Annotated in this window: 21 protein-coding genes and 2 pseudogenes; 19 read left to right on the top strand and 4 right to left on the bottom strand. The window is 68.9% G+C overall.

Annotated features, from left to right (window positions below; genetic code table 11):
• The first annotated feature begins 55 nt into the window (after positions 1-55).
• Positions 56-541, top strand: coding sequence for a MarR family winged helix-turn-helix transcriptional regulator (locus tag OG758_RS02595; protein WP_326708396.1), 486 nt, complete (start codon positions 56-58; stop codon positions 539-541).
• A gap of 394 nt (positions 542-935) precedes the next feature.
• On the opposite strand, the gene OG758_RS02590 is transcribed toward OG758_RS02595, so the two are convergent.
• On the bottom strand, positions 936-1,586 hold the full coding sequence (locus OG758_RS02590) for an FMN-dependent NADH-azoreductase (protein ID WP_326708395.1): 651 nt from the start codon (positions 1,584-1,586) through the stop codon (positions 936-938).
• A 152-nt stretch (positions 1,587-1,738) separates the two neighbouring features.
• Between OG758_RS02590 and OG758_RS02585 the strand changes: the two genes are divergently transcribed.
• From OG758_RS02585 to OG758_RS02575, 3 genes are all read left to right on the top strand, one after another.
• Entirely contained in the window at positions 1,739-2,407 is a 669-nt protein-coding gene (locus OG758_RS02585) for a nitroreductase (protein WP_326708394.1), read from the top strand.
• 99 nt (positions 2,408-2,506) lie between these two features.
• Entirely contained in the window at positions 2,507-3,235 is a 729-nt protein-coding gene (locus OG758_RS02580; protein WP_326708393.1) for an SDR family oxidoreductase, read from the top strand.
• Between the two features lie 615 nt (positions 3,236-3,850).
• Positions 3,851-4,750, top strand: a complete 900-nt coding sequence (locus OG758_RS02575) for a hypothetical protein (RefSeq protein ID WP_326708392.1) — start codon at positions 3,851-3,853, stop codon at positions 4,748-4,750.
• A 44-nt stretch (positions 4,751-4,794) separates the two neighbouring features.
• On the opposite strand, the gene OG758_RS02570 is transcribed toward OG758_RS02575, so the two are convergent.
• Positions 4,795-6,081 (bottom strand): RNA-guided endonuclease InsQ/TnpB family protein, encoded by a 1,287-nt coding sequence (locus tag OG758_RS02570; protein WP_326708391.1) that lies wholly within the window; start codon positions 6,079-6,081, stop codon positions 4,795-4,797.
• Positions 6,082-6,520: 439 nt separating this feature from the next.
• On the opposite strand from OG758_RS02570, the gene OG758_RS02565 reads away from it, so the two are divergent.
• The 8 genes from OG758_RS02565 (at position 6,521) to OG758_RS02530 (ending at position 15,560) form a co-directional block, all read left to right on the top strand.
• Complete coding sequence (locus OG758_RS02565) at positions 6,521-7,516, top strand: LacI family DNA-binding transcriptional regulator (protein WP_326708390.1); 996 nt, start codon at positions 6,521-6,523, stop codon at positions 7,514-7,516.
• On the top strand, positions 7,513-7,650 hold the full coding sequence (locus OG758_RS02560) for a hypothetical protein (protein WP_326708389.1): 138 nt from the start codon (positions 7,513-7,515) through the stop codon (positions 7,648-7,650). The genes OG758_RS02565 and OG758_RS02560 overlap by 4 nt, the downstream gene beginning before the upstream one ends.
• Before the next feature lie 12 nt (positions 7,651-7,662).
• Positions 7,663-8,118, top strand: coding sequence for an RpiB/LacA/LacB family sugar-phosphate isomerase (locus tag OG758_RS02555; RefSeq protein ID WP_326708388.1), 456 nt, complete (start codon positions 7,663-7,665; stop codon positions 8,116-8,118).
• A gap of 197 nt (positions 8,119-8,315) precedes the next feature.
• On the top strand, positions 8,316-9,692 hold the full coding sequence (locus OG758_RS02550; RefSeq protein WP_326708387.1) for an MFS transporter: 1,377 nt from the start codon (positions 8,316-8,318) through the stop codon (positions 9,690-9,692).
• Positions 9,693-9,831: 139 nt separating this feature from the next.
• Positions 9,832-10,221, top strand: a complete 390-nt coding sequence (locus tag OG758_RS02545) for a PRC-barrel domain containing protein (protein ID WP_326708386.1) — start codon at positions 9,832-9,834, stop codon at positions 10,219-10,221.
• A gap of 124 nt (positions 10,222-10,345) precedes the next feature.
• The gene (locus tag OG758_RS02540; protein ID WP_326708385.1) at positions 10,346-11,929 is read left to right on the top strand and encodes an FMN-binding glutamate synthase family protein; all 1,584 of its coding nucleotides are present in this window, start codon (positions 10,346-10,348) and stop codon (positions 11,927-11,929) included.
• A 114-nt stretch (positions 11,930-12,043) separates the two neighbouring features.
• Positions 12,044-13,774, top strand: a complete 1,731-nt coding sequence (locus OG758_RS02535; protein WP_326708384.1) for a thiamine pyrophosphate-dependent enzyme — start codon at positions 12,044-12,046, stop codon at positions 13,772-13,774.
• A 265-nt stretch (positions 13,775-14,039) separates the two neighbouring features.
• Positions 14,040-15,560 carry a catalase gene (locus tag OG758_RS02530; RefSeq protein WP_326708383.1) on the top strand — a complete coding sequence of 507 codons (1,521 nt, stop codon included), beginning with the start codon at positions 14,040-14,042 and terminating at the stop codon, positions 15,558-15,560.
• A 165-nt stretch (positions 15,561-15,725) separates the two neighbouring features.
• Here OG758_RS02530 and OG758_RS02525 read toward each other — a convergent pair.
• Positions 15,726-15,844: pseudogene (locus OG758_RS02525) on the bottom strand (3-oxoacyl-ACP reductase); the annotation flags it as partial.
• Here OG758_RS02525 and OG758_RS02520 point away from each other — a divergent pair.
• A pseudogene (locus OG758_RS02520) lies at positions 15,844-16,040 on the top strand (LysR family transcriptional regulator); the annotation flags it as partial. The pseudogenes OG758_RS02525 and OG758_RS02520 overlap by 1 nt on opposite strands.
• A gap of 18 nt (positions 16,041-16,058) precedes the next feature.
• Here the strand turns inward: OG758_RS02520 and OG758_RS02515 are convergent.
• Complete coding sequence (locus tag OG758_RS02515) at positions 16,059-16,901, bottom strand: DUF1206 domain-containing protein (RefSeq protein WP_326708382.1); 843 nt, start codon at positions 16,899-16,901, stop codon at positions 16,059-16,061.
• Positions 16,902-17,212: 311 nt separating this feature from the next.
• Between OG758_RS02515 and OG758_RS02510 the strand changes: the two genes are divergently transcribed.
• The 6 genes from OG758_RS02510 (at position 17,213) to OG758_RS02485 (ending at position 25,468) form a co-directional block, all read left to right on the top strand.
• The gene (locus OG758_RS02510; RefSeq protein ID WP_266570040.1) at positions 17,213-17,368 is read left to right on the top strand and encodes a DUF6131 family protein; all 156 of its coding nucleotides are present in this window, start codon (positions 17,213-17,215) and stop codon (positions 17,366-17,368) included.
• A gap of 327 nt (positions 17,369-17,695) precedes the next feature.
• Entirely contained in the window at positions 17,696-18,193 is a 498-nt protein-coding gene (locus OG758_RS02505; RefSeq protein WP_326708381.1) for a hypothetical protein, read from the top strand.
• Positions 18,194-18,280: 87 nt separating this feature from the next.
• Positions 18,281-19,210 carry an HAD family hydrolase gene (locus OG758_RS02500; RefSeq protein WP_326708380.1) on the top strand — a complete coding sequence of 310 codons (930 nt, stop codon included), beginning with the start codon at positions 18,281-18,283 and terminating at the stop codon, positions 19,208-19,210.
• A 352-nt stretch (positions 19,211-19,562) separates the two neighbouring features.
• Positions 19,563-20,300, top strand: a complete 738-nt coding sequence (locus tag OG758_RS02495; protein ID WP_326708379.1) for an SGNH/GDSL hydrolase family protein — start codon at positions 19,563-19,565, stop codon at positions 20,298-20,300.
• 78 nt (positions 20,301-20,378) lie between these two features.
• Positions 20,379-23,504: a glycoside hydrolase family 2 TIM barrel-domain containing protein gene (locus OG758_RS02490; RefSeq protein ID WP_326708378.1), complete on the top strand. Its 3,126-nt coding sequence runs from the start codon at positions 20,379-20,381 to the stop codon at positions 23,502-23,504.
• Positions 23,501-25,468 carry an alpha-glucuronidase gene (locus tag OG758_RS02485; RefSeq protein ID WP_326708377.1) on the top strand — a complete coding sequence of 656 codons (1,968 nt, stop codon included), beginning with the start codon at positions 23,501-23,503 and terminating at the stop codon, positions 25,466-25,468. Before OG758_RS02490 ends, OG758_RS02485 begins: the two co-directional genes overlap by 4 nt.
• The last annotated feature ends 1 nt before the right edge of the window (position 25,469 follow it).

The raw sequence follows: 25,469 nt of genomic DNA, 5'->3' as shown, positions 1-25,469 counted from the left end.
AATTTGGTCTCAAGCGATACCGTATCGAATGAGTGGATGGTTGTAGTGTGGCGTCATGACCGCCGACGTTCCTGACCGCACTGCCGCCTCGCGCGCGACCGACCGCCCTGGGGATGAATCGCCGTTCGCGCTCGGCCTGCTGCTGCGCAGGGCGCACTGGCGGGCGGCCGCGGTGATGGGGGAGGCGCTTCAGCCGCTCGGCATCGAGTTGCGGCATTTCGCGGTGCTCATCGTGCTGGTCAACCAGGGGCCCACGGTGCAACGCGACTTGGCGGAGGCGACAGGGTCGGACAAGGCGGGAATCATGCGGGTCGTGGACGATCTGGAACGCAAGGGGCTGGCCGTCCGCAAGACCGTTCCGGGGGACCGGCGGGTGCGGGCGGTGGAGATCACGCCTCAGGGGCTCGAACTCTTCGACGCGGTCCATGCGGCGGCGGAGCCGCTGGCTGACCGGCTGGTCGCCGAACTGGGGCCCGGTGAGCCCGAGCGGATGGCGGATCTGCTGACCCGGTTTGTCTATCCCTCCAACGGCGAGGTGTGAGCGAGTCCGCACACCGGTCGTCTGCCGTATGAGTCCTTCCGCGCAGGCGGCCGTCCCGGCAAACCGGCCGTGAGCGACGCGGCCGTCACCGCCACGCGCCAGCCCTGGCTGCCGGCCGGGGGCAGGGATCCGTCGCGGATGCGGGCCGAGCTGCCTGCGGTGTCGGGGCGCCGCATGCCTGGCCGACTGCGCGTTCTTCACCTTCGTATGCATCGTCGGCGTGCCGATGCATGGCCCGCTTGACGGACCGCACGCCCGCCACCCCCCGGCCTGGTCGACCAGCCCCAGGGCGCCGAGCCCCAGTGGCCATCGTCGACGCGCCGAATGGCGGGGCGGTGCGGGTGCCGTGTGACGCCCCTGGGCGAGGCGTCACACGGCGTCCAGGGTCCTGCGGTTACGCGGCGAGGCGCTTTGCGAGTTCCTTGGCCTTGGTGGTCGCGTCCTCGAAGGCGCGCTCGCGGGACGCCTGGTAAAGGGGGACCAGTTCGGACATGGCCGGATTGCGGGGGGCCATGGTGAGCTCCGGGACGATGAAGTCGAGGTCCAGTCCGAGCGTGTCCTTGAGGACGGCCTCCAGGTAGTTCAGAACGAACTCGAAGCCCTCGCGCGGGGTGCCCGGCGCGTAGGAGCCCCCGCGGCTTGCGACGACAACAACCGGGGTGCCCTGAGCCGATGGGACCTCGCCCGCGGTGCGGCCCAGCAGAAGCACGCTGTCCAGCCATGCCTTCAGGGTCGACGGGATCGAGAAGTTGTACATGGGGGCGCCGATCAGGACCGTGTCCGCCTGCTCCAGCTCCTCGATGAGCTTCACGCGCGCGGCGAACGCAGCGGACTGCTCCGGGGTGCGCTCGGACGGAGCGGCGTAACCGGCGGACCAGGCGGCGGCGGAGATGTGCGGGACGGGGGCGGCGGCGAGGTCGCGGTAGATCACCGTGCCCTCCGGGTGCTGCTCCTCCCAGACCTTGCGGAAGGCGGCCGTGACCGACCGGGACGAGGACGCCTCGCCGGGGAACACGGACGAGTCGATGTGCAGCAGCGTGGCCATGGGTTCTCTCCAAAATGCTGTGCCCGAGACGGGATGTCGTGGGCTGGGGATTCGCGCGCTCAGCGATAGTCAAACACGAGATGGTATTGAGTGATACTATATCGACTGTAACGAAGTTCGACGCGTTGAGCAGATGGGTAGGTAGGCACGTCATGGACGTCTACGAGGCGGTCACGAGCCGACGGGCGGTGCGCGGATTCACCGACCGGCAGGTCCCGAGGGAGACGCTGGAACGTGTCCTGTCCGCCGCGGCCTGGTCGCCGTCCGGATCGAACATCCAGCCGTGGCGCGCCTACGTCGTGACCGGCGGACCGCTGGCCGAGATCAAGAAGCGCGCCGGCGAGCGCCTGGCCGCGGGCGACCCGTGGGACGAGCCGGAGTACGAGCAGTACCCGCCCACCCTGAAGGCCCCCTACTGCGAGCGCCGGTCCGCCTTCGGAGCGCAGCGCTACGGCGCACTCGGCATCGCGCGCGAGGACCTGGAGTCGCGCCAGCGGGCCGCGTCCGCGAACTGGGACTGTTTCGGCGCGCCCGCCGCCCTGTTCTGCTACATCGACCGCGGTATGGGCGCACCCCAGTGGGCCGACGTCGGCATGTATCTGCAGACCGTCATGCTGCTCCTGCGCGCCGAAGGCCTGCACAGCTGCCCGCAGATGGCGTGGGCGAAGTTCCATACGAGCGTCGCGGAGGTCCTTTCACCCCCGAGCGAGCTCATGCTCTTCTGCGGCATGTCGATCGGGTTCGAGGACGTCACGGCCGATCACGCCCGTACGGGCCGGGCACCCCTCGACGAGACGGTCATGTTCGTCGACGGCTCCTGACGCCGCGCGCCCCGAACCGGTGCAGCCCCTGCTCTGTGCCGGACCCAAATAGCTGTTTTTATGCCATATTGCGCATATATCTCCGACGAAAGGCATGTCATGAAGTTCGCAGTCATCGGCGGTACCGGACTGATCGGTTCGCAGGTCGTCAAGGATCTGAACGCCGCCGGGCACCAGGCAGTACCGCACTCGAAGTCCACCGGAGTCGACGTCATCACCGGCCAGGGACTGGACGAGGCGATGGCCGGCGCCGACGTCGTCATCAACCTCACGAACTCCCCGACCTTCGACGACGCCTCCCCGGCCTTCTTCCAGACCTCCATGGACAACCTTCTGGCAGCCGCCGAAAAGGGCGGAGTCGGCCACTTCGTGATCCTCTCGATCGTCGGCACCGACCAGGTCCCGGAGCTGGACTACTACCGGGCCAAAGCGCTCCAGGAGCACATCGTCGCGAACGGACCGGTCCCCTTCTCGATCGTCCGCGCGACGCAGTTCATGGAGTTCATGGACGCCGTCATGTCCTGGACCGCCGACGGCGACACCGTCCGGCTGCCCGCCACGCCTATCCAGCCGATCGCCTCCAAGGACGTTGCCGGCGCGGTTGCGGAGGTCGCCGCGGGCGCCCCGCTGAACGGCATCCGCAACATCGCCGGTCCCGAGATCTTCACCCTGGACGAGCTGGGGCGGTTCACCCTGTCCCGCAAGGGCGACAGCCGCACCGTCGTCACCGACCCCACCGCCGGCATGTTCGCCGTCGTCAACGGAGACGTCCTCACCGACAAGGACGCACACCTCGCCCCCACCCGCTACACCGACTGGCTCTCCTGACCCGCTCGCGCCCACCCGCGCGCGTGCCACAAAAAGAACCAGCCCTGGCCGCGGACGACGGCAAGAACTCGGCGCGGCGGCCAGGAGGCGGTGGGATCTGCCCTTGCGCACTGCGGTGTCACCGCCTGCTGTCTGGAACAGACTGGATGCCTGCGGTCTGGAACAGGCTGGATGCTGACGCGTTCGAGGTGCGTGCCGAGTTCGAGCGCGCTGATTTCGGTGGCGTCCAGGCAATAGTCGCCAGTGGCAACCGCACGGCGTTCCAGCGGCAACCATGGAGTCCGTCTTGAGTGGTACGGGCGGATCGTGGAAGCGAGGCGCGCCGGGAGCTCATCGGCCGGCTCCGGGCTGACCCGTCCGCGCATCCTGCCGAGAACGGCAGGATGCGCGCGGTGACCCCGCCACCGCGGGATGGGTGAAGAGCCACTGGAGGTGGGCTTCGAAGCCGTGGCATCTCTCGTGCCGTGCACCACCCATGACCCGCCGTCAGAGAGAAAGAATATGCCTACTGACGGCGCTGCGGCAGAAACTGCCACAAACGGTGAACCTGCGCTGGACCGGCCACGTCACAGGGACAGAACAGCCGGCTGCCGCTCCGTCCGACCGGGAGGTCACATGCGCGCCAAGGCATCGCGCTCCGCCAGGCTGCTTGCCGCCGTCGGCCTCTGCTTTGCCGGACTGGTGGCCGGCTCCGGTTGTGGTAGCCAGAAGGCGGCCGTCAGTGACACAGATGTGCGCGCGGACCGTGCCCGGCAGGTCGCCGAAGTCTGGGACGGCTCAGCCGCAGCCGCTAGGTGGCGTACCGGCTTCTACCTCACAGGGGAGGAAGTCCAGCCGCCGCGCGGCGGCCTGCACAATCCGGCTGACAGGCAGGCATACGAAGACCAGAACATCGTTCTGCGAGGCAAGTTGCCCGAGACGGGCCCCAAGGACGGCCCGGTGACGTGGGCCGGGGGCGAGTCGCTCACCCGGCCTCTGATGGGGGCGCACGCGTCCTACACGACCTTGGCCGGCACCCGCGTGGGCGGAAATCCGCACCTCACCGTGACCGGGGCGAAGCTGGGGGAGATGAGCGTGGCCACCAGCCGCGGACGGGCGACGGTCCCGGCCTGGCTCTTCACCCTGGACGGCTATGCCTCCCCGCTCAAGCGGGCCGCTGCCATCCCTTCGAAACTCCCGAAGCCGCCGATCGGGCCGGCCCGCGACGTCCCCGGCTATCCGCTCGACCGGCTAGTCCGGATTGCCGCAGGAGGGCGCTCGGTGACCGTCGTCGCCCTGCATGGCGCCTGCGACGACGGCGCGGTGGTGGGCGTGCTGGAAACGACTGGCAGCGTCGTGCTGTCGGCCTCCGTCAAGGAACGGAACGACGACGGCAACTGCACCAAGCAGGCCGAGTTGCAGCAGGTGACAGTGGAACTGGAACGCCCCCTGGGCGACCGGGTCCTGCTCGACGCGCACACTGGACAACCGGTTCGCTACAAGGGGCTTCGCGGGATCTCGTCGAGTGGCAGTTGATGCTGCCGCTACATCGGGCTGCGCCGTGAGGCCATCGCAGTCAATCACCCGGGACTGAAAAGTCCCGGGCTTGCGCAACGGGCGCCACTGGCTGTGGTGCTGCGTTTGCGTCCTGTCCCACGCCCGGTTTTCGGGGGTGGGTCTGGGGCGGTTGACTGCGCCCCGCGTCGCCACAACTCTTCCGCACGGTGACGGATGTTGCGGGAGCCGTTCCAGTCCGCATGTGCAACGACACCGCAGGACCGGCATGCGAAGCGGGCCTGGGAGACCCGGTTCGCCTTGTCGATGTGCCCGCATTCAGCGCAGGTACGGGAGGTGTACGCCGGATCGACGTGCACCACCGGCACCCCCGCCTTGCGGGCCTTGTACGCGATGAACTCTCCGAGCTGGGCGAAAGCCCAGGAGTGGAGGGTGGCCCGTTGGGGCTTGCGAAGCCGTACCCGTGCGCGGATGCCGGTGAGGTCTTCCAGGGCGATTCCGCGACCGGTGCGTTCTGCCTCTGCCACCACATGTTTCGCGATCTTGTGGTTGATGTCCCGTGCCCGCCGCGTCTCCTTACGGCGCCGCCTCTTCAGGCGTCGTTTGGCGGAGGGAGTGTTCTTCTTCTGGAGTTTCTGCCGCAAGGTGCGCTCGCGCAGGCGCCCGCGGTTCAGCCGGCGTCCGGCCATGATCTGACCGTCCGAGGTGGTCGCGATGTTCACGATCCCCAGATCGATCCCCAGGAACTCCACCACGTTGGTGTTGAGTTCGGCCTCGGGGACCTCGCAGGTCGCGATCAGGAACCACATGCCGTCGCGGTACAGCAGGTCGGACTCGCCCTTGCGATATAAGGCCAGGCGGGCCAAATGTTCGGGGGCGGCGGTGAACGCCACTTGCTTCATCCGGCCCGACAGGGTCCAGATCGACACCGTGTGCTCCGCGTACTGCCAGGAGAGCATCCGGTCGTCATAGGGCTGGGCGCCCTCCGGGCGGAAGGCGATCGGCTTTTCGGTGGCCCGCCGGTAGCGCTTGGAGGAGGATGTGCCGAGGTTCCCCGCCTTCAGGTTCGCCTTGAGGGTGCGGTAGGCGTCGCAGGTCTTCTTGATGACGTGCTGGGCCGCTTGAGCGCCGAGCCCCCACCGGTCCTTGACCGCCGTGTAGGTGTGCTCGCGCAGGGGGAAGTTGCGCTTGATGTCCTTCTCGAACGCCACCTGGGAGACCCAGGTCGCGGCTTCGTTGCAGGCGTGCAGGGTTTCCTCAAGTGCCGCCGCCTGCGCGGGCGTCGGCAGCAGTTTCACCTGCACGGTTAACTTCACGACCGTGACGCTACCTGTCGCCTGACGTACCGGCATTCGAACAGTGCACATTTTTCGCCGGGCGCTGCGGCCCGGTTTCTTGCGTGCGCTGCGCGCCCGTTGCCGCGGCGATGCTGCGCATCGCCGTCACAGGATGCGATTCCTCCCGGGGGTGAACCCCCAGGGTTCCTCGCAAGAGCACGCTGAACCGGGCCGCCAAGGACAATCGGGCGGCAACTCGGCGGGGGCGGCGCCGAAGGAGCGTAACCCCGCACCAGGCTCACTCTCGTCGGCTCAGTTGCCAACTTCCGTAGTTCTGCAGGGAGTTGGTGTCGATGGTGGAAGTGTCGTCGCTTCCGATGGTTCCGGTGTTGCAGAGGGCCGCCGGCGTTCTCCGTAACCGCGGTTCATTCCTGGACCTTGCCCGCCACCCGTTCCCTATGCGATCTTAGTTCTATTCGATCTATGGAAACGTTTCCATGAAGAGGTGGGGCGAGTGGCCACGATCAAGGACGTCGCGGCGCGGGCCGGGGTCGCGCTCGGTACCGCATCTCGGGTACTCAGCGGCAGCAGTCAGACCTCTGCCGACTCCCGGTCCCGCGTGCTCGCGGCTGCCGCGGAGCTGGGATACATCGCCAACGGGCCCGCCCGTTCGCTGCGGCGGGCCCGAACCGACGTGCTGGGGCTGCTTGTCTCGGACATCCGCAACCCGTTCTTCTCCGAACTGGCTCACGCCGCCGAGCAGGAGGCACGCCGCCACGGGTACACCGTGCTGCTGGCCAACGCGAACGAGGACGCCGAGCAGGCCGACGCCTACCTTCGGACCTTCGCCGCTCAACGCATCGACGGCCTGCTGTTCTCACCGCAGGGCACCGTCTCGCCGCAGGTCGCGGCCACGCTCGCGTCCGGACTGCCGCTCGTGTTCCTCAACCGTACGATCGAGGGCGTCGACGCCCCGCTCTATGGCACGGACAACGCTCAAGGCGTACAGCAGGTGCTCGCCTGGCTGCAGAGCCGGGGACACCGAGACGTCGCCTTCGTCGGCGGCCCGGACACCATTTCCACTGGCGCCGAGCGCCGTGCCGCCTACCTCGCCGGGCGCCAGGCGCACGGCATCAGCACCGACGACAGGCTGCTCGACGCCGGTGACTTCCTGGCCGGCGGTGCGGCCGAGGCCATGTGCCGCATCCTCGACCGCGGGGTCACGTTCACGGCCGTGTTCGGTGCGAACGGCCAGACGACCCTGGGCGCCGTGCGCGCGCTGCGCGAGCGGCTCGGCGCGGAGCAGGCGGCCCGCATCGAGGTCGTCTCCTTCGACGACCTCGACTGGTTCGAGTTCGCCTCGCCGCCCATCAGTGCGGTCCGCAACGACGCCTCGTCGATCGGCCGGCTCGGCGTGCGCGGGCTCGTCGACCTCATCGGTGGCCGCGCAGCATCCGGGGAACGCATCCCCACCACCTTCGCCGACCGCTGCGTGCAGGACATCCGATGAGCACCCGGAAATACGTACGCACGACCGATGCCAGAATCCGCCAACTCCCGCTGCGCTCACCGCCGCTCCCGCACACGACCGAGCGCTGCAAGTCCGTCCCCGCCGGCGGGGCCGACCGCAGCGCGCCCTCATGAAAGGAACATCCGTTGAAGGTCGCCCTCGGCGCGGACCACGCCGGATTTGCGCTCAAGGACACCGTCCGCCATGCCCTTGAGGCTCTCGGACATGAAGTGATTGACTGCGGCACCCACTCCGGTGACCCAGTCGACTTCCCGGACATCACCCGCACGACCTGCGAGGTAGTGCTCTCCGGTTCCGCCGACCGGGCCGTGCTCGTGTGCGGCACAGGCCAGGGCGCCGTCATGGCAGCCAACAAACTGCCCGGCATCCGCTGCGGCCTCACCCACGAGCCGTACTCCGCCCACCAGGCCGTCGAGCACGACGATGCCAACGCCATTGCCATGGGGGCCTGGCTGGTCCCGCACGCGCTTGTGCCCGACATCATTCGTGAGTTCCTCGGTGCGGTCTTCGACGACGACGAGGAAACCCGCCGCCGGGTCGCAAAACTCAACGCGCTCGACGCCCTGACGCCGGCCAACTGACAAGCCACACACACCCCCTGCAGCGGGTGAACTTCCTCTTCCGCTGACGCCGCACGCCCTGCCCACGGACGAACTACGCCGGGCGCCTCCTCGGCATGCCCGAGAACACCCGGTCGAAGGGTCCGGCCCCCTGTACGCCCCTGCTCCTCACTGCGTAGACGCCGGCAACGAACCGGCGACCTATCAAGGAGAACTCCATGTCCACCAGCACCCAGCGAAGCGTGCTCGGTTCCAAGGACCGCTTCAAGACAGCAGTCGCCGCGGCCTTCGGCACCAGCGTCGAGAACTACGACTTCATCGCGTACGGCACTGCCTCCGCGCTCTACTTCGGAGCGGTCTTCTTCCCCGACAGCGACCGGTACATCGGCACTCTGCTCGCCTTCGCCACCCTCGCAGTCGGCTTCGTCATGCGCCCGCTCGGAGGTGCTGTCGGCGGCTACTTCGCCGACAAGTACGGCCGCAAACCCGTGCTCGTCACGGCGATGAGCGTCATGGGCACTGCCACCTTCCTCATCGGCGTGCTGCCGACCTACGGACAGGTCGGGGTGCTCGCACCGATCCTGCTCGTGGCCATCCGCATGATCCAGGGCCTCGCGTTCGGTGCGGAATGGGGTGGCGCGATCACCATGGCCTACGAGCACGCGCCATGGCACCGCCGCGGCATGTTCGCCGCGATCCCTCAGTCCGGCAACCCTCTGGGCATCGCCCTGGCCAGCGGCGTGTTCGCTTGGAGTGACACCCTGGGCGGCAGCTGGCAGTGGAGGACGCCCTTCCTCCTCAGCGCCGTCCTCGTGATCGTCGCGCTGATCGTGCGCTCCCGGCTCTCCGAATCACCCGAGTTCCAGGAAGTCCGGGCCAGCGGCAAGACGGAGAAGAATCCGCTCCTCGCGACCCTGGCCGAGGACTGGCCCGGCATCCTGCGCGTGATCGCCTTGCGCGTCGTCGAATCCTTCGCCTACTACTCCACCGCTACCTACCTGCTCAACTACATCACCGAACGCCACCCCGATCTCAGGTCCGTCGCCCTCAGCGCGATCACCGCTGCCAGCATCCTCGCCATTGCGGTCACCTTCCTCGCAGGCGCACTCACCGACCGCATCGGACGCCGCCCCATCTACATAGCGGCCTGCACGGCGGCGATCCTCTTCGCCTTCCCGATGTACCTGCTCACCAACTCCGCCCGACCCGCCCTCGTGGTGACCGTGTTCATCATCGGCATCGGCCTCATCCACGCGTCACTCACAGGAACCCAGGGCTCTCTGCTCACCGAGCAGTTCCGCACCGCGACGCGTACCTCGGGAGCCTCGCTCGGTTACCAAGTCGCTGCGGCCATCGGGGGTTTCGCGCCACTACTCGCCGCCGCGCTGGTGGGAGCATTCGGCTGGCCGGGCGCCGCGCTGCTCTACCTCGGCGCCGCCTTGACCGGCCTCGTCGGCATTCTCGCCACCAGGGAGACGTGGGGCCGCCATGAGCGGGAGCGCGTGCTCCGTCTCGTCGCTGAGGAAAACCGAGCTCGGACCGTGTCAGGGCCGCCGGCGGGTGCCGTCCTGCCGTCCTCGTCCGAGTCTCGGTGAACCCTGTTCTTCCAGCCACGTCCGAACGGGTTTGTTTAGCGGCGGGGAGCTCGGACAGTCGGAGTGGTGTCGCCGGACAGGACGCACGGTGCAGTGCGCACCGCCTGGACGAGAGCGGCTGATGTACGGAGGTACCACCATGACCGAGAACATCTGGAGCTACCCGGCCGGCACTGGTCACACCCAGAACGCCGACCTCACGGGCTACAAGGTCGAGGCCACGGACGGCCACATCGGCAAGGTCGACAAGCACTCCGACGACGTCGGCGCGCAGTACATCGTGGTCGACACCGGAGTGTGGATCTTCGGCAAGGATGTCCGGCTGCCGGCGGGCACCATCACCGGGATCGACACCGAGGCGACGACGATCCAGGTCGCGCTCACCAAGGACCAGATCAAGAGCGCGCCGGAGTTCGACAAGGACAAGCACCTGGGCGACGCCGGCTATCACGAGCAGGTCGGCACGTATTACGACGCTCCGGGGACTCCGGGCGCTGGGCCGACGCCCCCCGTCCGCCCCACGATCTGACCAGACCTCCGCAGAACGGGGGGACCGAGCCGCGACGTGCGGTCGGCCCCCTCGCCGTGCCCACGACAGCAGTGACGCGGACTCGCCAGAGCCGCGGACCAGTTGGACGAGGACAACGAGGACTATGACGCGTATCGCAACGGTGGGGCTGCTGACGACCTGCGCGCTCGGCAGTCTGCTGCTCACTCTCTCGGCATCTTTGTGGTGGTGGTTCGCTGCGGCCCCTCTCACGGCCGCGGCGCTGACCGGCGTCCACGACCTGGTCCAGCGTCGGCACGCTGTGCTGCGGAACTACCCCGTGCTCGGCCACCTGCGCTTCCTCATGGAGACGCTGCGCCCGGAGCTGCAGCAGTACTTCGTGGAGCGCAACTACGACGGCAGGCCCTACGACCGGGACACCCGCACCATTGTCTACGAGCGGGCCAAGGGCGTCGCTGCCGAGGAACCGTTCGGCAGCGAGCGCGACATGAACGATCGCGGTTACGAGTTCCTCGTGCCGTCCATGGCCCCGGTGGACGTTCCCGACACGCCGCCCCGTGTCCGCATCGGCGGCCCCGATTGCACCGAGCCGTACGACATAGCCCTTCTCAACGTCTCGGCGATGAGCTTCGGCTCGCTCTCGTCGAACGCGGTCGTGGCTCTGAACACCGGTGCGGCACGCGGCGGGTTCGCACACGACACCGGCGAGGGCGGCCTGTCGACGTACCATCTGCGCCCCGGCGGCGACCTCGTCTGGGAGATCGGCACGGGCTACTTCGGCTGCCGCACCCGTGAAGGGGATTTCGACGCGCGGCAGTTCGCAGAGAAGGCCGCCCATCCGTCCGTTCGGTGTGTGTCGCTCAAGCTGTCGCAGGGGGCCAAGCCCGGGATCGGAGGTGTCCTCCCGGGCAGCAAGGTGAACGCCGAGATCGCTTCGGTCCGAGGTGTCCCCGAAGGCGAGACCATAGTGTCGCCGCCTTACCACCGCGTCTTCTCCACCCCGCGCGAACTCGTCCGGTTCCTGGCCGGGATGCGGGAACTGGCCAACGGCAAACCGGTGGGCTTCAAGCTGTGCCCCGGATCCAGGACACAGTTCCTCGCCGTGTGCAAAGCCATGAGGGAGGAAGGGACCACTGCGGACTTCATCGTGGTGGATGGTGCGGAGGGCGGCACCGGCGCAGCGCCGCTGGAATTCGCCGACCACATAGGCATGCCGCTCACCGACGGCTTGTTCACCGTGCACAGCGCCCTGACCGGCGCGGGGCTGAGGGAACGGATCCGGATCGGTGCGAGCGGCAAGGTGGCGACGGGTTCCGACATAGTCAAGCGCCTGGCCATGGGCGCCGACTACACCAACGCGGCCCGGGCGATGATGTTCGCTGTCGGGTGCATCCAAGCCCAGCGCTGTCACACCAACCATTGCCCGACCGGCGTGACCACCCAGGATCCGCGCCGGGCCCGCGCCCTCGACGTCGTCGACAAGGCCGCGCGCGTCGCGCGCTACCAACAGGCCACCGTTGACAGTGCGTTGCAGATCATGGCGGCGATGGGCGTACGGGACACGGCGGAACTGGACCCTCAGCTGCTGCGGCGCCGCGAGGACCATGGGCGGTTCCGGTCCTACGCCGAACTGTACGACTGGCTGTCCCCCGGCGAACTGCTCGCCGAACCGCCCGAGAGCTGGGCCGCCGACTGGCAGGCAGCGGATCCGGACACCTTCGCCTTCTGACGGTCGTGCCAGACACCCACGCCTGACCCCCATACCCGAGGGCTACGCCTGACGGGAGCTCGTACCGATCATTCGAGTCAGCCGAGCGTTCGAGCCGTTCGAGAGGAGACACCCATGAGTCGAACCGTGGCCCGCGTCATGATCGACGCCTTGGAGGAACTCGGTGTACGCCATGTCTTCGGCGTGGTGGGGGATGCTCTCAATCCCTTCACCGATGCCGTCCGCGCGTCCGGGTCCGTCGAATGGGTCGGATGCCGGCACGAGGAGGCCGCCGCGTTCGCCGCCGGGGCCCAGTCCCAGCTCACCGACACCCTCGGGGTCTGCATGGGCACCGTGGGACCTGGCTCCGTACACCTGCTGAACGGTCTGTACGACGCGGCGAAGAGCGGAACCCCGGTGCTTGCCGTCGCCGGGCAGGTGCCACTCGCGGAGATGGGCACGGACTACTTTCAGGAGGTCGACAACGACCTGCTCTTCCGCGATGTCGCCGTGTTCCGCGCCACCGTCACGTCTGCGGAGCAGATGCCCGGCCTGCTGGAGATCGCGGTGCGCACCGCGGTCGGGCGGCGCGGTGTGGCCGTGCTGACCGTCCCCGGCGACATCGGCGACCAGGAACTGCCGGCGGACCGGCCGGCCCGGCTCTCCGTCGCCCATTCCGCCAACCGGCCCGACGATCCGGTACTGGACGAGGCGGCCGACGCGCTCCGCGACGGCGGCAAGGTCACGATGCTCGTCGGCCGCGGAGCGCGCGGCGCCCGCGAGGACGTCCTCGCCCTCGCGGACCGTCTGGCCTCGCCCATGGTGCTCACGCTCAAGGCCAAGGAGGGCTTTGAGGGCGACAACCCCTACCAGGTCGGCCAGACCGGGCTGATCGGCAACCCGGCCGCTGCGCACGCGATGGACGGGGCAGACACCCTGCTGCTGCTCGGCACCGACTTTCCGTACCGGGAGTGGTACCCGGAGGGCAAGAAGGTCGTCCAGGTCGATCGGGTCGCCGAGCACATCGGGCGACGCGTTCCGGTCGACGTGGCCCTCGCCGCCGACGTCGGTCCCACGGTGCGGGGCCTCCTGGAGCGGCTGGAGCGCCGCACGGACCGCGAACACCTGGATGACGCGCGCGAGAAGTTCGGCACATGGCAGCAGGGACAGCAACGACTGGCCGCGCCCGGCCACGACCGCGGGCTGATCGGCAAGGTGCGGTCCGCCTTCGACAACCGCGACCACCTGGTCCGCCCCGAGGCGCTGGCCGCCGCCGTGGACGCCCTGGCGGCCGACGACGCCGTCTTCACCTCCGACACCGGCATGGCCACCGTCTGGCTGTCACGCTTCGTCGAGATGCGCGGATCCCGCCGCCTGCTCGGCTCCTACAACCTCGGCTCGATGGCCAACGCGATGCCGCAGGCGATCGGCACACAGCTCCTGGATCCCGATCGGCAGGTCGTCGCCTTCTGCGGCGACGGCGGACTCGGGATGCTCCTAGGCGATCTCATGACCGTCCGTAGCCGGCAACTGCCAGTGAAGCTTGTCGTCTTCGACAACCAGCGCCTCGGGATGGTGAAGCTGGAGCAGGAGCAGGCGGGCCTGCCGGAATTCGGCACGGAGCTCGACAACCCGGATTTCGCTGCGGTCGCCGAGGCACTCGGCATCACCGGCATCCGGGTGAGCCGGACCGAGGACCTGGCCGAGGGCGTCAGCCGGGCGTTCGCCACGCCCGGACCTGTCCTCCTGGACGTCCTCACGAACCCGGAGGAGATCGCCGTGCCCGCCAAGCCGACCATCCAGCAGGGCTGGGGCTTCGCCATCGCCAAGATCCGCGAGAACCTCGCGAGCCCCGGCGGACGCTGACCTCCAGCCCGGGAAGCGGGGCCTCGCCACGTATCGGCGGAGTGAACGCGGGCACGCGGACCCCGACCGACGAAAGATCACCCAGCAGGGGTATGGCCGAGCAGGAAAAAGGGCCGAATGAGCGAAGAGGCCGCAGTCTGGATGTGGGTCAGTATGCCCATGTATCTGCCGATCAGCTGCGAAGCTTCCCCGCCGTGACCCTCCGTAGCCGCGGGCCCGGCCTCGCGGAGCGACGAACACACCGATTGAAAGGCGCACGTAGCTCATGAACGACGTGACAGGCAAGGCGACCACCACGGATGCCGGCGTTCCGGTCGAGAGCGACGAGCACTCGCTCACCGTCGGCGCCGGTGGCCCGATCCTTCTGCAGGACTCCTATCTGATCGAGCAGATGGCGCAGTTCAACCGGGAGCGCATTCCTGAGCGGCAGCCGCACGCCAAAGGCAGCGGCGCCTTCGGCCACTTCGAAGTCACGGGAGACGTCAGCGCCTACACGAAGGCCGCGGTCTTCCAGCCAGGCACGCGCACCGATCTGGTGACCCGGTTCTCGACCGTCGCCGGTGAGCGCGGGAGCCCGGACACCTGGCGTGACCCGCGCGGATTCGCGGTGAAGTTCTACACCACCGAGGGCAACTACGACATGGTGGGGAACAACACCCCGGTCTTCTTCGTGAAGGACCCGATGAAGTTCCAGCACTTCATCCGCTCCCAGAAACGCCGCGCGGACAACAACCTCCGTGACCACGACATGCAGTGGGACTTCTGGACCCTCTCGCCCGAGTCCGCGCACCAGGTCACGTGGCTCATGGGCGACCGGGGTATCCCGCGCTCATGGCGCCACATGAACGGCTACACCTCGCACACGTACATGTGGATCAACGCGCAGGGCGAGCGGTTCTGGGTGAAGTACCACTTCAAGACCGACCAGGGCATCGAGTTCCTCACCCAGGACGAGGGTGACCAGATGTGTGCGGTCGACACCGACTACCACACCCGGGATCTCTTCGAGCACATCCGGGACGGCGAGTACCCGAGCTGGACACTCAAGGTGCAGGTCATGCCGTACGACGACGCGGCCACCTACCGCTTCAACCCTTTCGACCTGACCAAGGTGTGGCCGCACAGCGACTACCCACTGATCGAGGTCGGCCGGATGACCCTCGACCGCAACCCCACGGACAATCACGCCGAGATCGAACAGGCCGCGTTCCAGCCCAACAACCTCGTCCCCGGCATCGGCCCCAGCCCCGACCGCATGCTGCTGGCGCGACTCTTCTCCTATGCCGACGCGCACCGTCACCGCATCGGCGGCAACTACCAGCAGCTCCCGGTCAACGCTCCCGTCGTGCCGCTGAACACATACTCCAAAGACGGGGCCATGGCGTACCGCAAGACCGAAGACCCGGTCTACGCCCCCAACTCCAAGGGCGGCCCGGCAGCCGACACGGGCCACTACGCACCGCCCAGCTGGCACGCGGACGGCGACATTACGCGCGCCGCGTACGTCGACCATGCCGATGACGACGACTGGGGCCAGCCGGGCACGCTGGTGCGCGAGGTCCTTGACGACGCCGCGCGCGACCGCCTCGTGGACAACGTCGTCGGGCACTTGCTCAACGGGGTGAGTGAACCCGTCCTCGCCAAGGCCTTCGAGTACTGGTCCAGCATCGACAAGCCCCTCGGCGAGCGCATCCAGCAGGGCGTGCGAGCCAAGGCGGACGAGAAGGACCCCAAGGCGGCAGAGCAGGCCAACCCTGCGCGGAGCAGCATGCAGGGGAAAGCCTGAGCGGGCTTCCGGCGACTCTGTGACTGGCTCGCATGAGCTGGAGTGGGTGGTGGGCGCGCACCGTCGTGGAGTCGACATGAGCCAGGGACGCGCCGACCAGCGCCGCTCCCCGTCCCTGGCCGCGGGCCGTGCCGGGGATCAGGGCGACCTTTCACGCCAGGCGCTTCACTCGTCGGCTCCCGGTCGCAGGGCGTCGGAGATCGACTTGGCGCCCCCGTGGGCGGTGTAGCCGCCGTCCACGGGGATTTCGCGCCGGTGATGAAGGAGGCTTTGTCGGACAGCAGGTCGGCTCGCCCGCCTCCTCGCCCCGATCGCCGCCGTCCGTGTCGTGGATCCGCCCTACGAGGCGGTTCCTTGCAGGAGGCGAAGTGGTGGCACCTGGTGCACACACACGACGCGGCCCACTTCTGGCTGCGGGTGACCGCTGCCCGGGTCGGCGGGCGCGTGGCCGAGGTGCGTGAGGGCGAGGTCCCGTTCTGACGGAGCGCCATGGGTGGATCAGAGTTTGCGCCAGCGGGCGCAGGCCCAGGAGAACACCCCGTACGTCATAAGGCCGACGGCGATGAACACCAGGAGCCAGGGACCGACAGGTGTGTCCGCGAAAGAGCGCAGGGTGTCGTCCATGCCCTTGGCCTTGCCGGGTTTGTGCTGGACGGCCGCCGTGACGGCGAAGCCGCCCGCGACAGCGAAGACGACGCCCCGAGCCGCCCCGCCGAACACCCCGAGCGCAGTGACCATCTGACGGGTCTTCGGTGTCATCCCGGACATCTTCAGGTGTTCTCGGAATTTACGCCGGAGGGCCCTCACCGCGATCCATGCACCGGCCGCGGCCACCGCGGCGCCGGCGATGGCGACGATCCACTGGCCTGCCGGCCAATCCAGGACCTTCGCCGTAACGTCTCGGGAGTTCTCGTCCGAGCTACCGCTACCGCTGCTCTTGTCGCCGGCGGCGTAGGACAGCACGGAGTACGAGACGAATCCGTAGAAGGCAGAACGGCCTGCGGCCATCGCCCTCTTGTTCGCCTTCTTGCCATCGGGTCCTGCCTGACCGAATGCCGCCCCGGACAGCCTCCACAGGGCCATACCCGCCAGGGCTGTGCCGAGCAGCCAGAGTAGAGCGGCGCCGAAGGGCTTGCCCGCGATCTCGGCGACGGCTCCGCCCCGGTCCGCCTGCCTGCCGCCCCCGCCCGAGAAAGTGATCCGCAGTGAGAGAACGCCGATCAGGACGTAAATGATCCCGCGGGCGACAAAGCCTGCACGGGCTCCCGCCGCAACTGCCTTGCTGTCCGCGGCGCGTCGTGCCTGACTGCGTCCGCGTGCCGCTGCCGATCCAGTAGTCATATCCACCGTCTGCCCCCACCGGAGGAGTCGACCCCTGGCACATTGCCGAGTCCTGTCTTCCTCACGACGCCGGTCTTTTCCCTCTGTTACGGCGGCGGAAAGACCTCGGTGAGGGCAAGGACGTGGACTGCCGACGCATGGGCCACCGGGAGGCGGGCACACGGAGCTAGCACGGCAGAGACCCAGCGGCCGCAAATTCACTGGTGGCAGGGTTTTGACCCGCTCCGGGCCAGGCAGGCGGCGGGAAGCAGATGCCGCCGGCCGGACAGAGGCCCGACGCATACAGACAAGACTTGATGAGAGGAACACCCATGATTGTCCTCGGAGCCATTCTGCTCGTGATCGGCCTGTTGGTCGGGATCTCCTTGCTGACGACGGTCGGTGGCATCCTCGTCGTCGTCGGTGCAGTCCTGTGGATCCTCGGCGCCAGCGGGCGCATGGTGGGGGGACGTAGGCACTACTTCTAACGGTGCGTGGATCGGTGTCCACGTGTACGCCGACGGCATGCACCCTTAGGACAGGCCGGGGCCCTGCGGACCTTCGCGTTCCGCAGGACCCCGGCCTGCGTGTCCCGTGTGTCCTGCCAGGAACCCGCTACCACCGATGATCATGACCGTCAGGACGCGTCAGCGTAGTGGAGGGGAAGCCCGCGGAGGGGAAGCCCGCGTCCGACTCGTGCGGGGCAGGAGCAGGGTGCGTGCGTGCTGCGATCGAGGAGCCGCGCGTGCTTTGAGGGTTCTGGCTGGCCTGAGCGCGGGGCGAGGAGGGGCAGGTCCGTACGGCAGAATCCCGCCATGACGTCCATAGGGGTCCTGGCCGAGCTCGAAGCCGGCATGGCAGAGCTGTCCACGCCGATGCGGGTCTACGTGGCGGTCGGACGTTTTGATGAGCCGGAACCTGACCTGCCGGAGCTGGCGGCCCGGATCTGTACGCTGCTGGCTGCGATCGCGGCGGACGAGGCCTGGCGGCGCTTCCTGCCGGGTTACACCCCGCCGTCCGTCCCTGAGATCTGCGCCGCTCTGGAGCCGGTGGAGACACACGAGGCCGCCTCGTTCCTGGCCCAGGTCGCGGCCGTCGACCTGCTCTGGCCGAGCCACCGGCACCTGCCCGTCGAGCCCGCCGAGCGCGCGGCGGGCCGGGTGGTGTCCCTCCTCGGAGCGGAGGCCAGCTGGTGGACCAACCACGACGTCGCATGCGGCGCAGTGAACGGGCTCACGCCAGTGTTCGACAGCCTGCTCGCAGGGACTGACGGTGAGCACTTCGCGCTGGCCCTGCAGATCGCTGACGACTGAGCGCCCCGCCGCCAAGGCCGTGGGCGGCCGGCCCGGGGTGCGGGCGGGTGGTGGTGTCAGCCGGCACCGCGGCGCGTGTGCCCGCGGATGCCGGAACAGCCCCGTATCTGGACGCTGTTGGGCGGAGGTGCGGGGCCCGGGGCCGCTGGGCGGATTGCCGGGTGGTTCCAGTGCCGCATTGGAAAACGTTCGCCCTGTTGTGACCACCTGGACAACCATCCCGAAAGGCAGATCGCGTTACCTGCCTTCTGGCGTCAGGGGCAGGCGCCACGAGATGATCACCCCATGGCGGATGTGATCTTCTTCGATCTGGACGGCACCCTGGTCGATCATCGAAGCGCAGTCTTGGAAACGATCGGCCAGATTGTCCAGGCCGCGCCAAACGCGGCGGCTCCACCGGAGGAGCTGGTGACGTTGTGGTGGACGCTGGAGGCGCGCCACATGCGGGAATACCTGGCCGGTCAGTGCTCCTTCGCCGAGCACCACCGACGCAGGCTCCGTTCCTTCCTGCCGATACTCGGCGAGCCGGTTCCCGAAAGTCCCGCCCTTCTGGACGCCTGGATCGCCGAGCGCTACCTCACCGTGTTCGAGGAGTCCTGGCGGTGCTATCCCGATGTCCAGCCATGCCTGGAGACCCTGAAGCGGCTCCCCCGAGGGCCGCGTCTGGCTGTTCTCACCAACGGGGACCCCGAGCAGCAGCGCGCCAAGCTCGCCCGCTTCGGCCTCCTCGAATACTTCGAAGCCGTCCTGACCCCGACCGAGCTCGGTGCGGCCAAGCCCGTCGCCTATGCCACCGCCTGCCGGCGGATGCGGACGGACCCCGCGCAGGCGGTCAACGTGGGCGACATGCTGGAGAGCGATGTGAACGCAGCCGCCCTCGCCGGGCTCACCGGCATCTGGCTGGACCGCGGCATCGACTTCGTCACCGGTGGACCATCGCCGACGGCAGACGAGACGGTGCTCCGCATCGAACGGCTTACCGACCTCCCCGACCACGTTTCACGCACGAACGCCTGACCGGCTCTCACGGCCGTTGCAAGTGAGCGACCCGGGTCAGCGCCTTCCCGGGGGCACGCATCAGCTGGCTCCAGATCTGACGGCGATGCTGACGGTGCCGGCCCGCCGCGTAAACCGGCTTCTGCGCGACGTATCCACGTCGTCGACGGTGAGCCTCGCCCCCGGGGATCTTGTCGTCGCCGTGCACTGTGCCGCCTTCCGACGCAGTCACTCCTGATCTCGGTCAACGCTGACCGGATGCCGGGCTTTTGCCGACGCCGGAGCTATGGGGACGGAGGCCTGACGCAGGGCCAGGCGTGGGCCCGGAGTCCCCAGCCAGTCGCCCACGTTCACGCTGCTCGGGGGCGCCGAGGTGCCTGCCGAAATCGGCACCCATCTCGTACGGCTGCCTCTGCCGCGTCCCGACGGAAAGTGCACGGTGCATCTGCCGGAAGTGCTGAGGCCATTGATCCACGATGTGCGGCCGGTCGGCGGCACGCTGGAACCCGTGGCCCGCGCACCCCGGTGGCTCGTTTACGGCGACTCCATCGTCGAGGGCTGGGCCGCGTCCCGGCCGCATCTCGCCTGGCCGGCCGTGGCCGGACGGGCGCTCGGTGTCGAGGGCGTGAACCTGGGCTACGCGGGCGCGGCCCGCGGCGAACTCGCCTCCGCGCAGCAGCTCGCCTCCTTGGAAGCCGACATCATCACCGTCGCGTTCGGGAGGAACTGCTGGTCGCGCACACCGCACACGGCGGGCCTGCTGTACGAGACGACCCTGGTTTTCCTCGCCGCCGTCCGCACCGGGCATCCGCGCACGCCGCTGCTCGTCGTCTCACCGGTCCACCGCCTGGATGCCGAAGCGACCCCCAATGCGCTCGGCGCCAACCTCGCCCAGCTGCGCGACGCCGTCGAACGGGCCACTCGCGACACCCTCCGCGGCGGCGACGACCGGCTCTCCCTGCTGCCCGGCGTCGGCCTGCTCACCCCGGCGCAGCTGGTCGACGGCGTCCACCCGGGCGACGAGGGGCACGCGCTCCTCGCCCGCGCCGTGGCGGAAAACCTCACAGGCAACAAATTCCGCGGCACCATATTTGGTAAGGCCCTTGACTAATCATGCCCCGAAGCCGAAAGAATCAGTCCGCTCAAGTTGCTTTCTGGTGAGTAGTGTTGGCTTTGAGGGGACTCGTTCATGCATGTCACCCGTAGAACCGTGCTGGCCGCGAGCGCGGCCGGCTCCCTGGCCGGGACGTTCGCCCTGCCCGCACCCGGCGCGGCCGCCGCCGAGCGCACCGGACCGGTCGGCCGCCGCACCGTCGGCCTCGACGACGGCTGGCGGTTCGCGCTCGTCAGCCCCGACGGCATCACCGACCCGACGGGAGCCTACGCCGACGCCGAACAGCCCGGGTTCGACGACGCGGACTGGCGGATGGTCGCCGTTCCGCACGACTGGAGCATCGAGCAGACCCCCACGACGGAACACAACACGACCAGCGGAACGGGCTTCCTGCCCGGCGGACTCGGCTGGTACCGCAAGAAGTTCACCGTCCCCGCCGCCTATGCAGGCAAGCGGATCTCCGTCGAGTTCGACGGCGTCTACATGGACGCGAACGTCTACGTCAACGGCGAACTCGTCGGCAACCACCCCTACGGCTACACCGGGTTCGCCCACGACATCACCGACCTGCTGCACGCCGACGGCGCCACCAACAACGTCCTCGCGGTCGAGGTCCGCAACCGGCTGCCCAGCAGTCGCTGGTACTCGGGCAGCGGCATCTACCGCAGCGCCCGCCTCGTGATCACCGAACCGGTGCACGTCCAGCGCTGGGGCACCTTCGTGACGACGCCCGACCTCGCCGCCACCCTCGACAAGGGATACGCGAGGGTCGACGTCCGCACGGTTGTCGTCAACGACTCCGGTACGACCGCGTCGGCTGTGACCGTCGTCTCCACCGTCCGCGACGCCAAGGGCCGCCGCGTCGCCCGCACCGAATCCGTACTGAAGGACGTCGGGTCCGAACCGGCCGCGGCGCACGGCCAGATGACCCTCCGTGAGCCGCAGTTGTGGTCCATCGACACCCCGGGCCACCGCTACACCCTTGTCACCGACCTGCGTGTGGACGGCCGCACCGTCGACACCTACCGCACCCGGTTCGGCGTGCGGCACGCGACCTTCGACCCGGACCACGGCTTCTCGCTGAATGGCACCCACGCCAAGCTCAAGGGCGTCGACCTCCACCACGACCTCGGCGCGCTCGGCGCAGCCGTCCAGCCCGACGCCGTGCGCCGCCAGCTGACGATCATGAAGTCCATGGGCGTGAACGCCCTGCGCACGTCCCACAACCCGCCCGCCCCCGAGGTGATCGAGGCCTGCGAGGACCTCGGCATCGTCATGCTCGTGGAGGCATTCGACTGCTGGCGCACCGGAAAGAACCGCTACGACTACGGCCGGTTCTTCGACGCCCACAGTGACGCCGACATCGCCGAAATGGTGCGCGCCGCCCGCAACTCGCCCGCCGTCCTGATGTGGTCGATCGGCAACGAGATACCTGACTCGACCCGCGCCGAAGGTGTGGAGATGGCGCGGCGGCTCGTCGCCGACATCAAGGCCCTCGACACGACCCGGCCCGTCGTCATCGGCTCCGACAAGTACCGCTCGCTGCCCGCCGCCGGGTCGCCCGCGGACCTGATCCTGGCCGAGCTGGACGGCCTCGGCCTCAACTACAACACCGCCGCGTCCGTCGACGCGCTGCACGCCCGCTATCCGCACCTGTTCCTGTTCGAGTCCGAGTCGTCGTCGGAGACGTCCACCCGTGGCGCCTACCAGGAGCCCGAGCACCTCAACACCGGGGAGAACCACACACCGGGCCGGCGCGCCACCTCCTCGTACGACAACAACCTCGCCTCCTGGACGATGAGCGGCGAGTACGGCCTGAAGAAGGACCGTGACCGGCGCTTCTTCGCGGGCGAGTTCTTGTGGTCCGGCATCGACTACATCGGCGAACCGACCCCGTACGACGTGTTCCCGGTGAAGGCGTCGTTCTTCGGCGCGGTCGACACCGCCGGGTTCCCCAAGGACATGTACCACCTCTTCCGCAGCCAGTGGACCGATGAGCCGATGGTGCACCTGCTGCCCATGGACTGGACGACGCACAAGCCCGGCCAGGAAGTGGAGGTGTGGGCGTACGCGAACGTCGCCGAGGTCGAACTCCTCCTCAACGGCCGGTCCCTGGGCGTGCGTTCCTTCGACGCGAAGAAGACCGGCGACGGCCGCGCCTACCTGGAGACCACGGAGGCGACGCATGACGACAGGACCGTCATTTCCGGTCCCTACCCTGGCAGTTACACGTCACCCAACGGCAGCGCCGGCAAGCTGCATCTGTCGTGGAAGGTTCCGTACGCGGCAGGCGAGTTGAAGGCCGTCGCCCGCGCGGGCGGGAAGGTCGTGGCCACGGATGTGCTGCGCACCGCAGGGACGCCGCACGGCGTACGGCTGACCGCCGACCGCGGGTCCGTCGCAGCCGACGGGCGTTCGCTGGTCTTCGTGACGGCCGAGGTCGTCGACGCGCGCGGCGTGGTCGTCCCCGACGCCGAGCACCTCCTCGAATTCGCGGTGAAGGGCGGCGGGCTGGCGGGTCTGGACAACGGGAGGCAGGAGAGCGCCGAGCGCTACCAGGCCAGTACGCGCACCGCCTTCCACGGCCTCGCGCTCGCCATGGTGCGGGCGGGAACCGTGCCGGGCGCGCTGACCGTCACGGCCACCGCAGACGGGCTGCGCGCCGGGAAGGTCTCCGTGCGGGTGGCGGGACCGGCGGGCGGGCCCGTCACGCGGGCCGAACCCTTCACACCCGACCCCGGGCCTGGAGTATCCGAGTACCCACTCGCCGACGCGAGTTACTCCGGCGCAACCGGCACTCTCCCCGCCGCGATGCTCGACGGGAACCCCGCGACCCAGTGGTCCAATTCCTTCCAGAAGGCGGCTACCGCCCTGCTGCCCGCCTTCGACGGCGCCCGGCCCACCGACTGGGTGTCGATGGCATGGGCGCAGGAGCGCGAGATCGGTCGGGTCGAAGTCTCTTTCACGGTCGACGCGAAACATTCCCTGCCCGCCTCGGTCGACGTGTCGGTCTGGGACGGCAAGCGCTATGTCGCCGTGCGTGACGCCGACATCGACTGGGCGGCGGCGTCCGGTGAGCCGACTGTCATCACCTTCGACGCGGTACACGGCAACGGTCTCCGCCTGGACCTGACCAGCCGCAGGCCCGGCGAACCCGCCGGGGCGATCGGGATCGTCGCGCTCGATGCGGCGGCGTCATGACCGGCCCGAGCGGGATCGACCACGCCTGGCTGCCCGACGCGGCGCTGCGTGGCATCGGATCACGGCGCGTCACGATCGAGGGCGACGGCCCGCTCGTCGACACGCTGCGCGCCGAAGTCGCGTACGCCCAGGGCAACGCCGGCGCATTGCAGGGTGACGGAGACGTCGTGTTCCGACTCGACGGCGATGCCGACACCGGCCCCGAGGGCTTCACTCTGACGCGGTCGGGCGGGCGCACCACCGTCACGGCCGCCGCTCCGGCCGGCCTCCTGTACGGCTTCTTCCATGTCGTGCGCCTCGGCGCCGCCGCGTTCACCGACGCCCCCGAGCAGACCCACCGCCCGGCCCTCTCCAGGCGCATGCTCAACCACTGGGACAACATCGACGTGCACCCCGTGATGGGTCAGGTCGAGCGCGGCTACGCGGGCGGCTCGCTGTTCTGGGAAGACGGACGGGCGCGCGGGGACCGCGACCGGGTCCGCGCGTACGCACGGCTCCTCGCGGCCTGCGGGATCAACGCCGTCTGCGTCAACAACGTCAACGTCCATGGGACCGAGGCCCGGCTCCTCACCGACCGCATCAGTGAAGTGGCCGCTATCGCGGTGGAGTTGGGGGAGTACGGTCTCCGCACCTTCCTCTCCGTGAGCTTCGCCGCGCCCGTCGTCCTGGGCGGGCTCGACACCGCCGACCCGCTCGACGACCGTGTACGGGACTGGTGGCGGACGGCCGCCGACCACGTGTACGCGCACATTCCTGACTTCGGCGGCTTCGTCGTCAAGGCCGACTCCGAAGGGCAGCCGGGTCCCTTCGCCTACGGCCGCAGTCACGCCGACGGCGCGAACGTGATCGCCGATGCGCTCGCCCCGCACGGCGGCACCGTCCACTGGCGGGCCTTCGTCTACAACCACGTACAGGACTGGCGCGACCGGACCACGGACCGGGCGCGCGCCGCGTACGACCACTTCGCGGCGCTCGACGGGCAGTTCAAGGACAACGCGGTGCTCCAGGTCAAGCACGGACCGATGGACTTCCAGGTCCGCGAACCCGTCTCGCCGGTCATCGGCGCCCTGTCCCGCACCCGGGTCGCGGTCGAGCTGCAGGCCACCCAGGAGTACACCGGGCAGCAGCGGCACGTGTGCGCGCTCGCGCCGATGTGGTCCGGGGTGCTCGGCTTCCGGCCCGAGGGCGAGGACGGCGCCACCGTCGGCCAACTCGCGGACGGTGGCGGCCTGGTGGCCGTCTCGAACGCCGGAGCCGACCCCTACTGGACCGGGCACCCGCTCGCCCAGTTCAACCTGTACGCGTACGGCCGCCTGGCATGGCGGCCGGACGCCGATCCGCAGCAACTCCTGGACGAATGGACCGAGTTGACGTTCAGCCCGGAGGAGACCGCCGACCCCGAGCGGCTGCGCTCCGGCCTCCGTGCGGTACTGGGCGGCTCCTGGGAAACGTACGAGAAGTACACGGCGCCGCTCGGTGTCGGCTTCATGGTGCAACCCGGACACCACTACGGGCCCGGCGTCGACGGGTACGAGTACAGCCCCTGGGGCACCTACCACTTCGCCGACCGCGAGGGTATCGGCGTCGACCGCAGCCGCGCCACCGGCACCGGGTACGCGGCCCAGTACGCCAAACCCTGGTCACAGACCTACGAGACGCCCGAGAGCTGCCCCGACGAACTGCTCCTGTTCTTCCACCACGTCCCGTACGGGCACGTCCTGCACAGTGGCAAGACGGTGATCCAGCACATCTACGACACCCACTTCGAAGGCGTCGAGGAGGCCGAGGCGGCACAAGGAGTGTGGGCGACGCTGGCCGATCTGGTGGCGCCCGCGCGGCACGCCCGGGTGGCCGAGCTGTACGAGGAGCAGCTGCGCAGCGCCCGCGAGTGGCGCGACCAGGTGAACAGCTACTTCCTGCGCAAGTCCGGGATCCCGGACGCGGGCGGGCGCCGTATCTACTGAC

This window comes from Streptomyces sp. NBC_01474, assembly GCF_035918215.1.
In the GTDB taxonomy this organism is placed as follows: domain Bacteria; phylum Actinomycetota; class Actinomycetes; order Streptomycetales; family Streptomycetaceae; genus Streptomyces; species Streptomyces aureus.
The sequence above is the reverse complement of the archived record's forward strand: the minus strand, read 5'-3'. Positions and strand labels throughout refer to the sequence as shown.

Bases quoted from the DNA above. Each gene is read 5' to 3' on its own strand.
- OG758_RS02595 (WP_326708396.1), top strand. From the start codon at position 56: ATGACCGCCGACGTTCCTGACCGCACTGCCGCCTCGCGCGCGACCGAC.
- OG758_RS02590 (WP_326708395.1), bottom strand. From the start codon at position 1,586: ATGGCCACGCTGCTGCACATCGACTCGTCCGTGTTCCCCGGCGAGGCG.
- OG758_RS02585 (WP_326708394.1), top strand. From the start codon at position 1,739: ATGGACGTCTACGAGGCGGTCACGAGCCGACGGGCGGTGCGCGGATTC.
- OG758_RS02580 (WP_326708393.1), top strand. From the start codon at position 2,507: ATGAAGTTCGCAGTCATCGGCGGTACCGGACTGATCGGTTCGCAGGTC.
- OG758_RS02575 (WP_326708392.1), top strand. From the start codon at position 3,851: ATGCGCGCCAAGGCATCGCGCTCCGCCAGGCTGCTTGCCGCCGTCGGC.
- OG758_RS02570 (WP_326708391.1), bottom strand. From the start codon at position 6,081: ATGCCGGTACGTCAGGCGACAGGTAGCGTCACGGTCGTGAAGTTAACC.
- OG758_RS02560 (WP_326708389.1), top strand. From the start codon at position 7,513: ATGAGCACCCGGAAATACGTACGCACGACCGATGCCAGAATCCGCCAA.
- OG758_RS02550 (WP_326708387.1), top strand. From the start codon at position 8,316: ATGTCCACCAGCACCCAGCGAAGCGTGCTCGGTTCCAAGGACCGCTTC.
- OG758_RS02545 (WP_326708386.1), top strand. From the start codon at position 9,832: ATGACCGAGAACATCTGGAGCTACCCGGCCGGCACTGGTCACACCCAG.
- OG758_RS02540 (WP_326708385.1), top strand. From the start codon at position 10,346: ATGACGCGTATCGCAACGGTGGGGCTGCTGACGACCTGCGCGCTCGGC.
- OG758_RS02535 (WP_326708384.1), top strand. From the start codon at position 12,044: ATGAGTCGAACCGTGGCCCGCGTCATGATCGACGCCTTGGAGGAACTC.
- OG758_RS02530 (WP_326708383.1), top strand. From the start codon at position 14,040: ATGAACGACGTGACAGGCAAGGCGACCACCACGGATGCCGGCGTTCCG.
- OG758_RS02515 (WP_326708382.1), bottom strand. From the start codon at position 16,901: ATGACTACTGGATCGGCAGCGGCACGCGGACGCAGTCAGGCACGACGC.
- OG758_RS02510 (WP_266570040.1), top strand. From the start codon at position 17,213: ATGATTGTCCTCGGAGCCATTCTGCTCGTGATCGGCCTGTTGGTCGGG.
- OG758_RS02505 (WP_326708381.1), top strand. From the start codon at position 17,696: ATGACGTCCATAGGGGTCCTGGCCGAGCTCGAAGCCGGCATGGCAGAG.
- OG758_RS02500 (WP_326708380.1), top strand. From the start codon at position 18,281: ATGCCGGAACAGCCCCGTATCTGGACGCTGTTGGGCGGAGGTGCGGGG.
- OG758_RS02490 (WP_326708378.1), top strand. From the start codon at position 20,379: ATGCATGTCACCCGTAGAACCGTGCTGGCCGCGAGCGCGGCCGGCTCC.
- OG758_RS02485 (WP_326708377.1), top strand. From the start codon at position 23,501: ATGACCGGCCCGAGCGGGATCGACCACGCCTGGCTGCCCGACGCGGCG.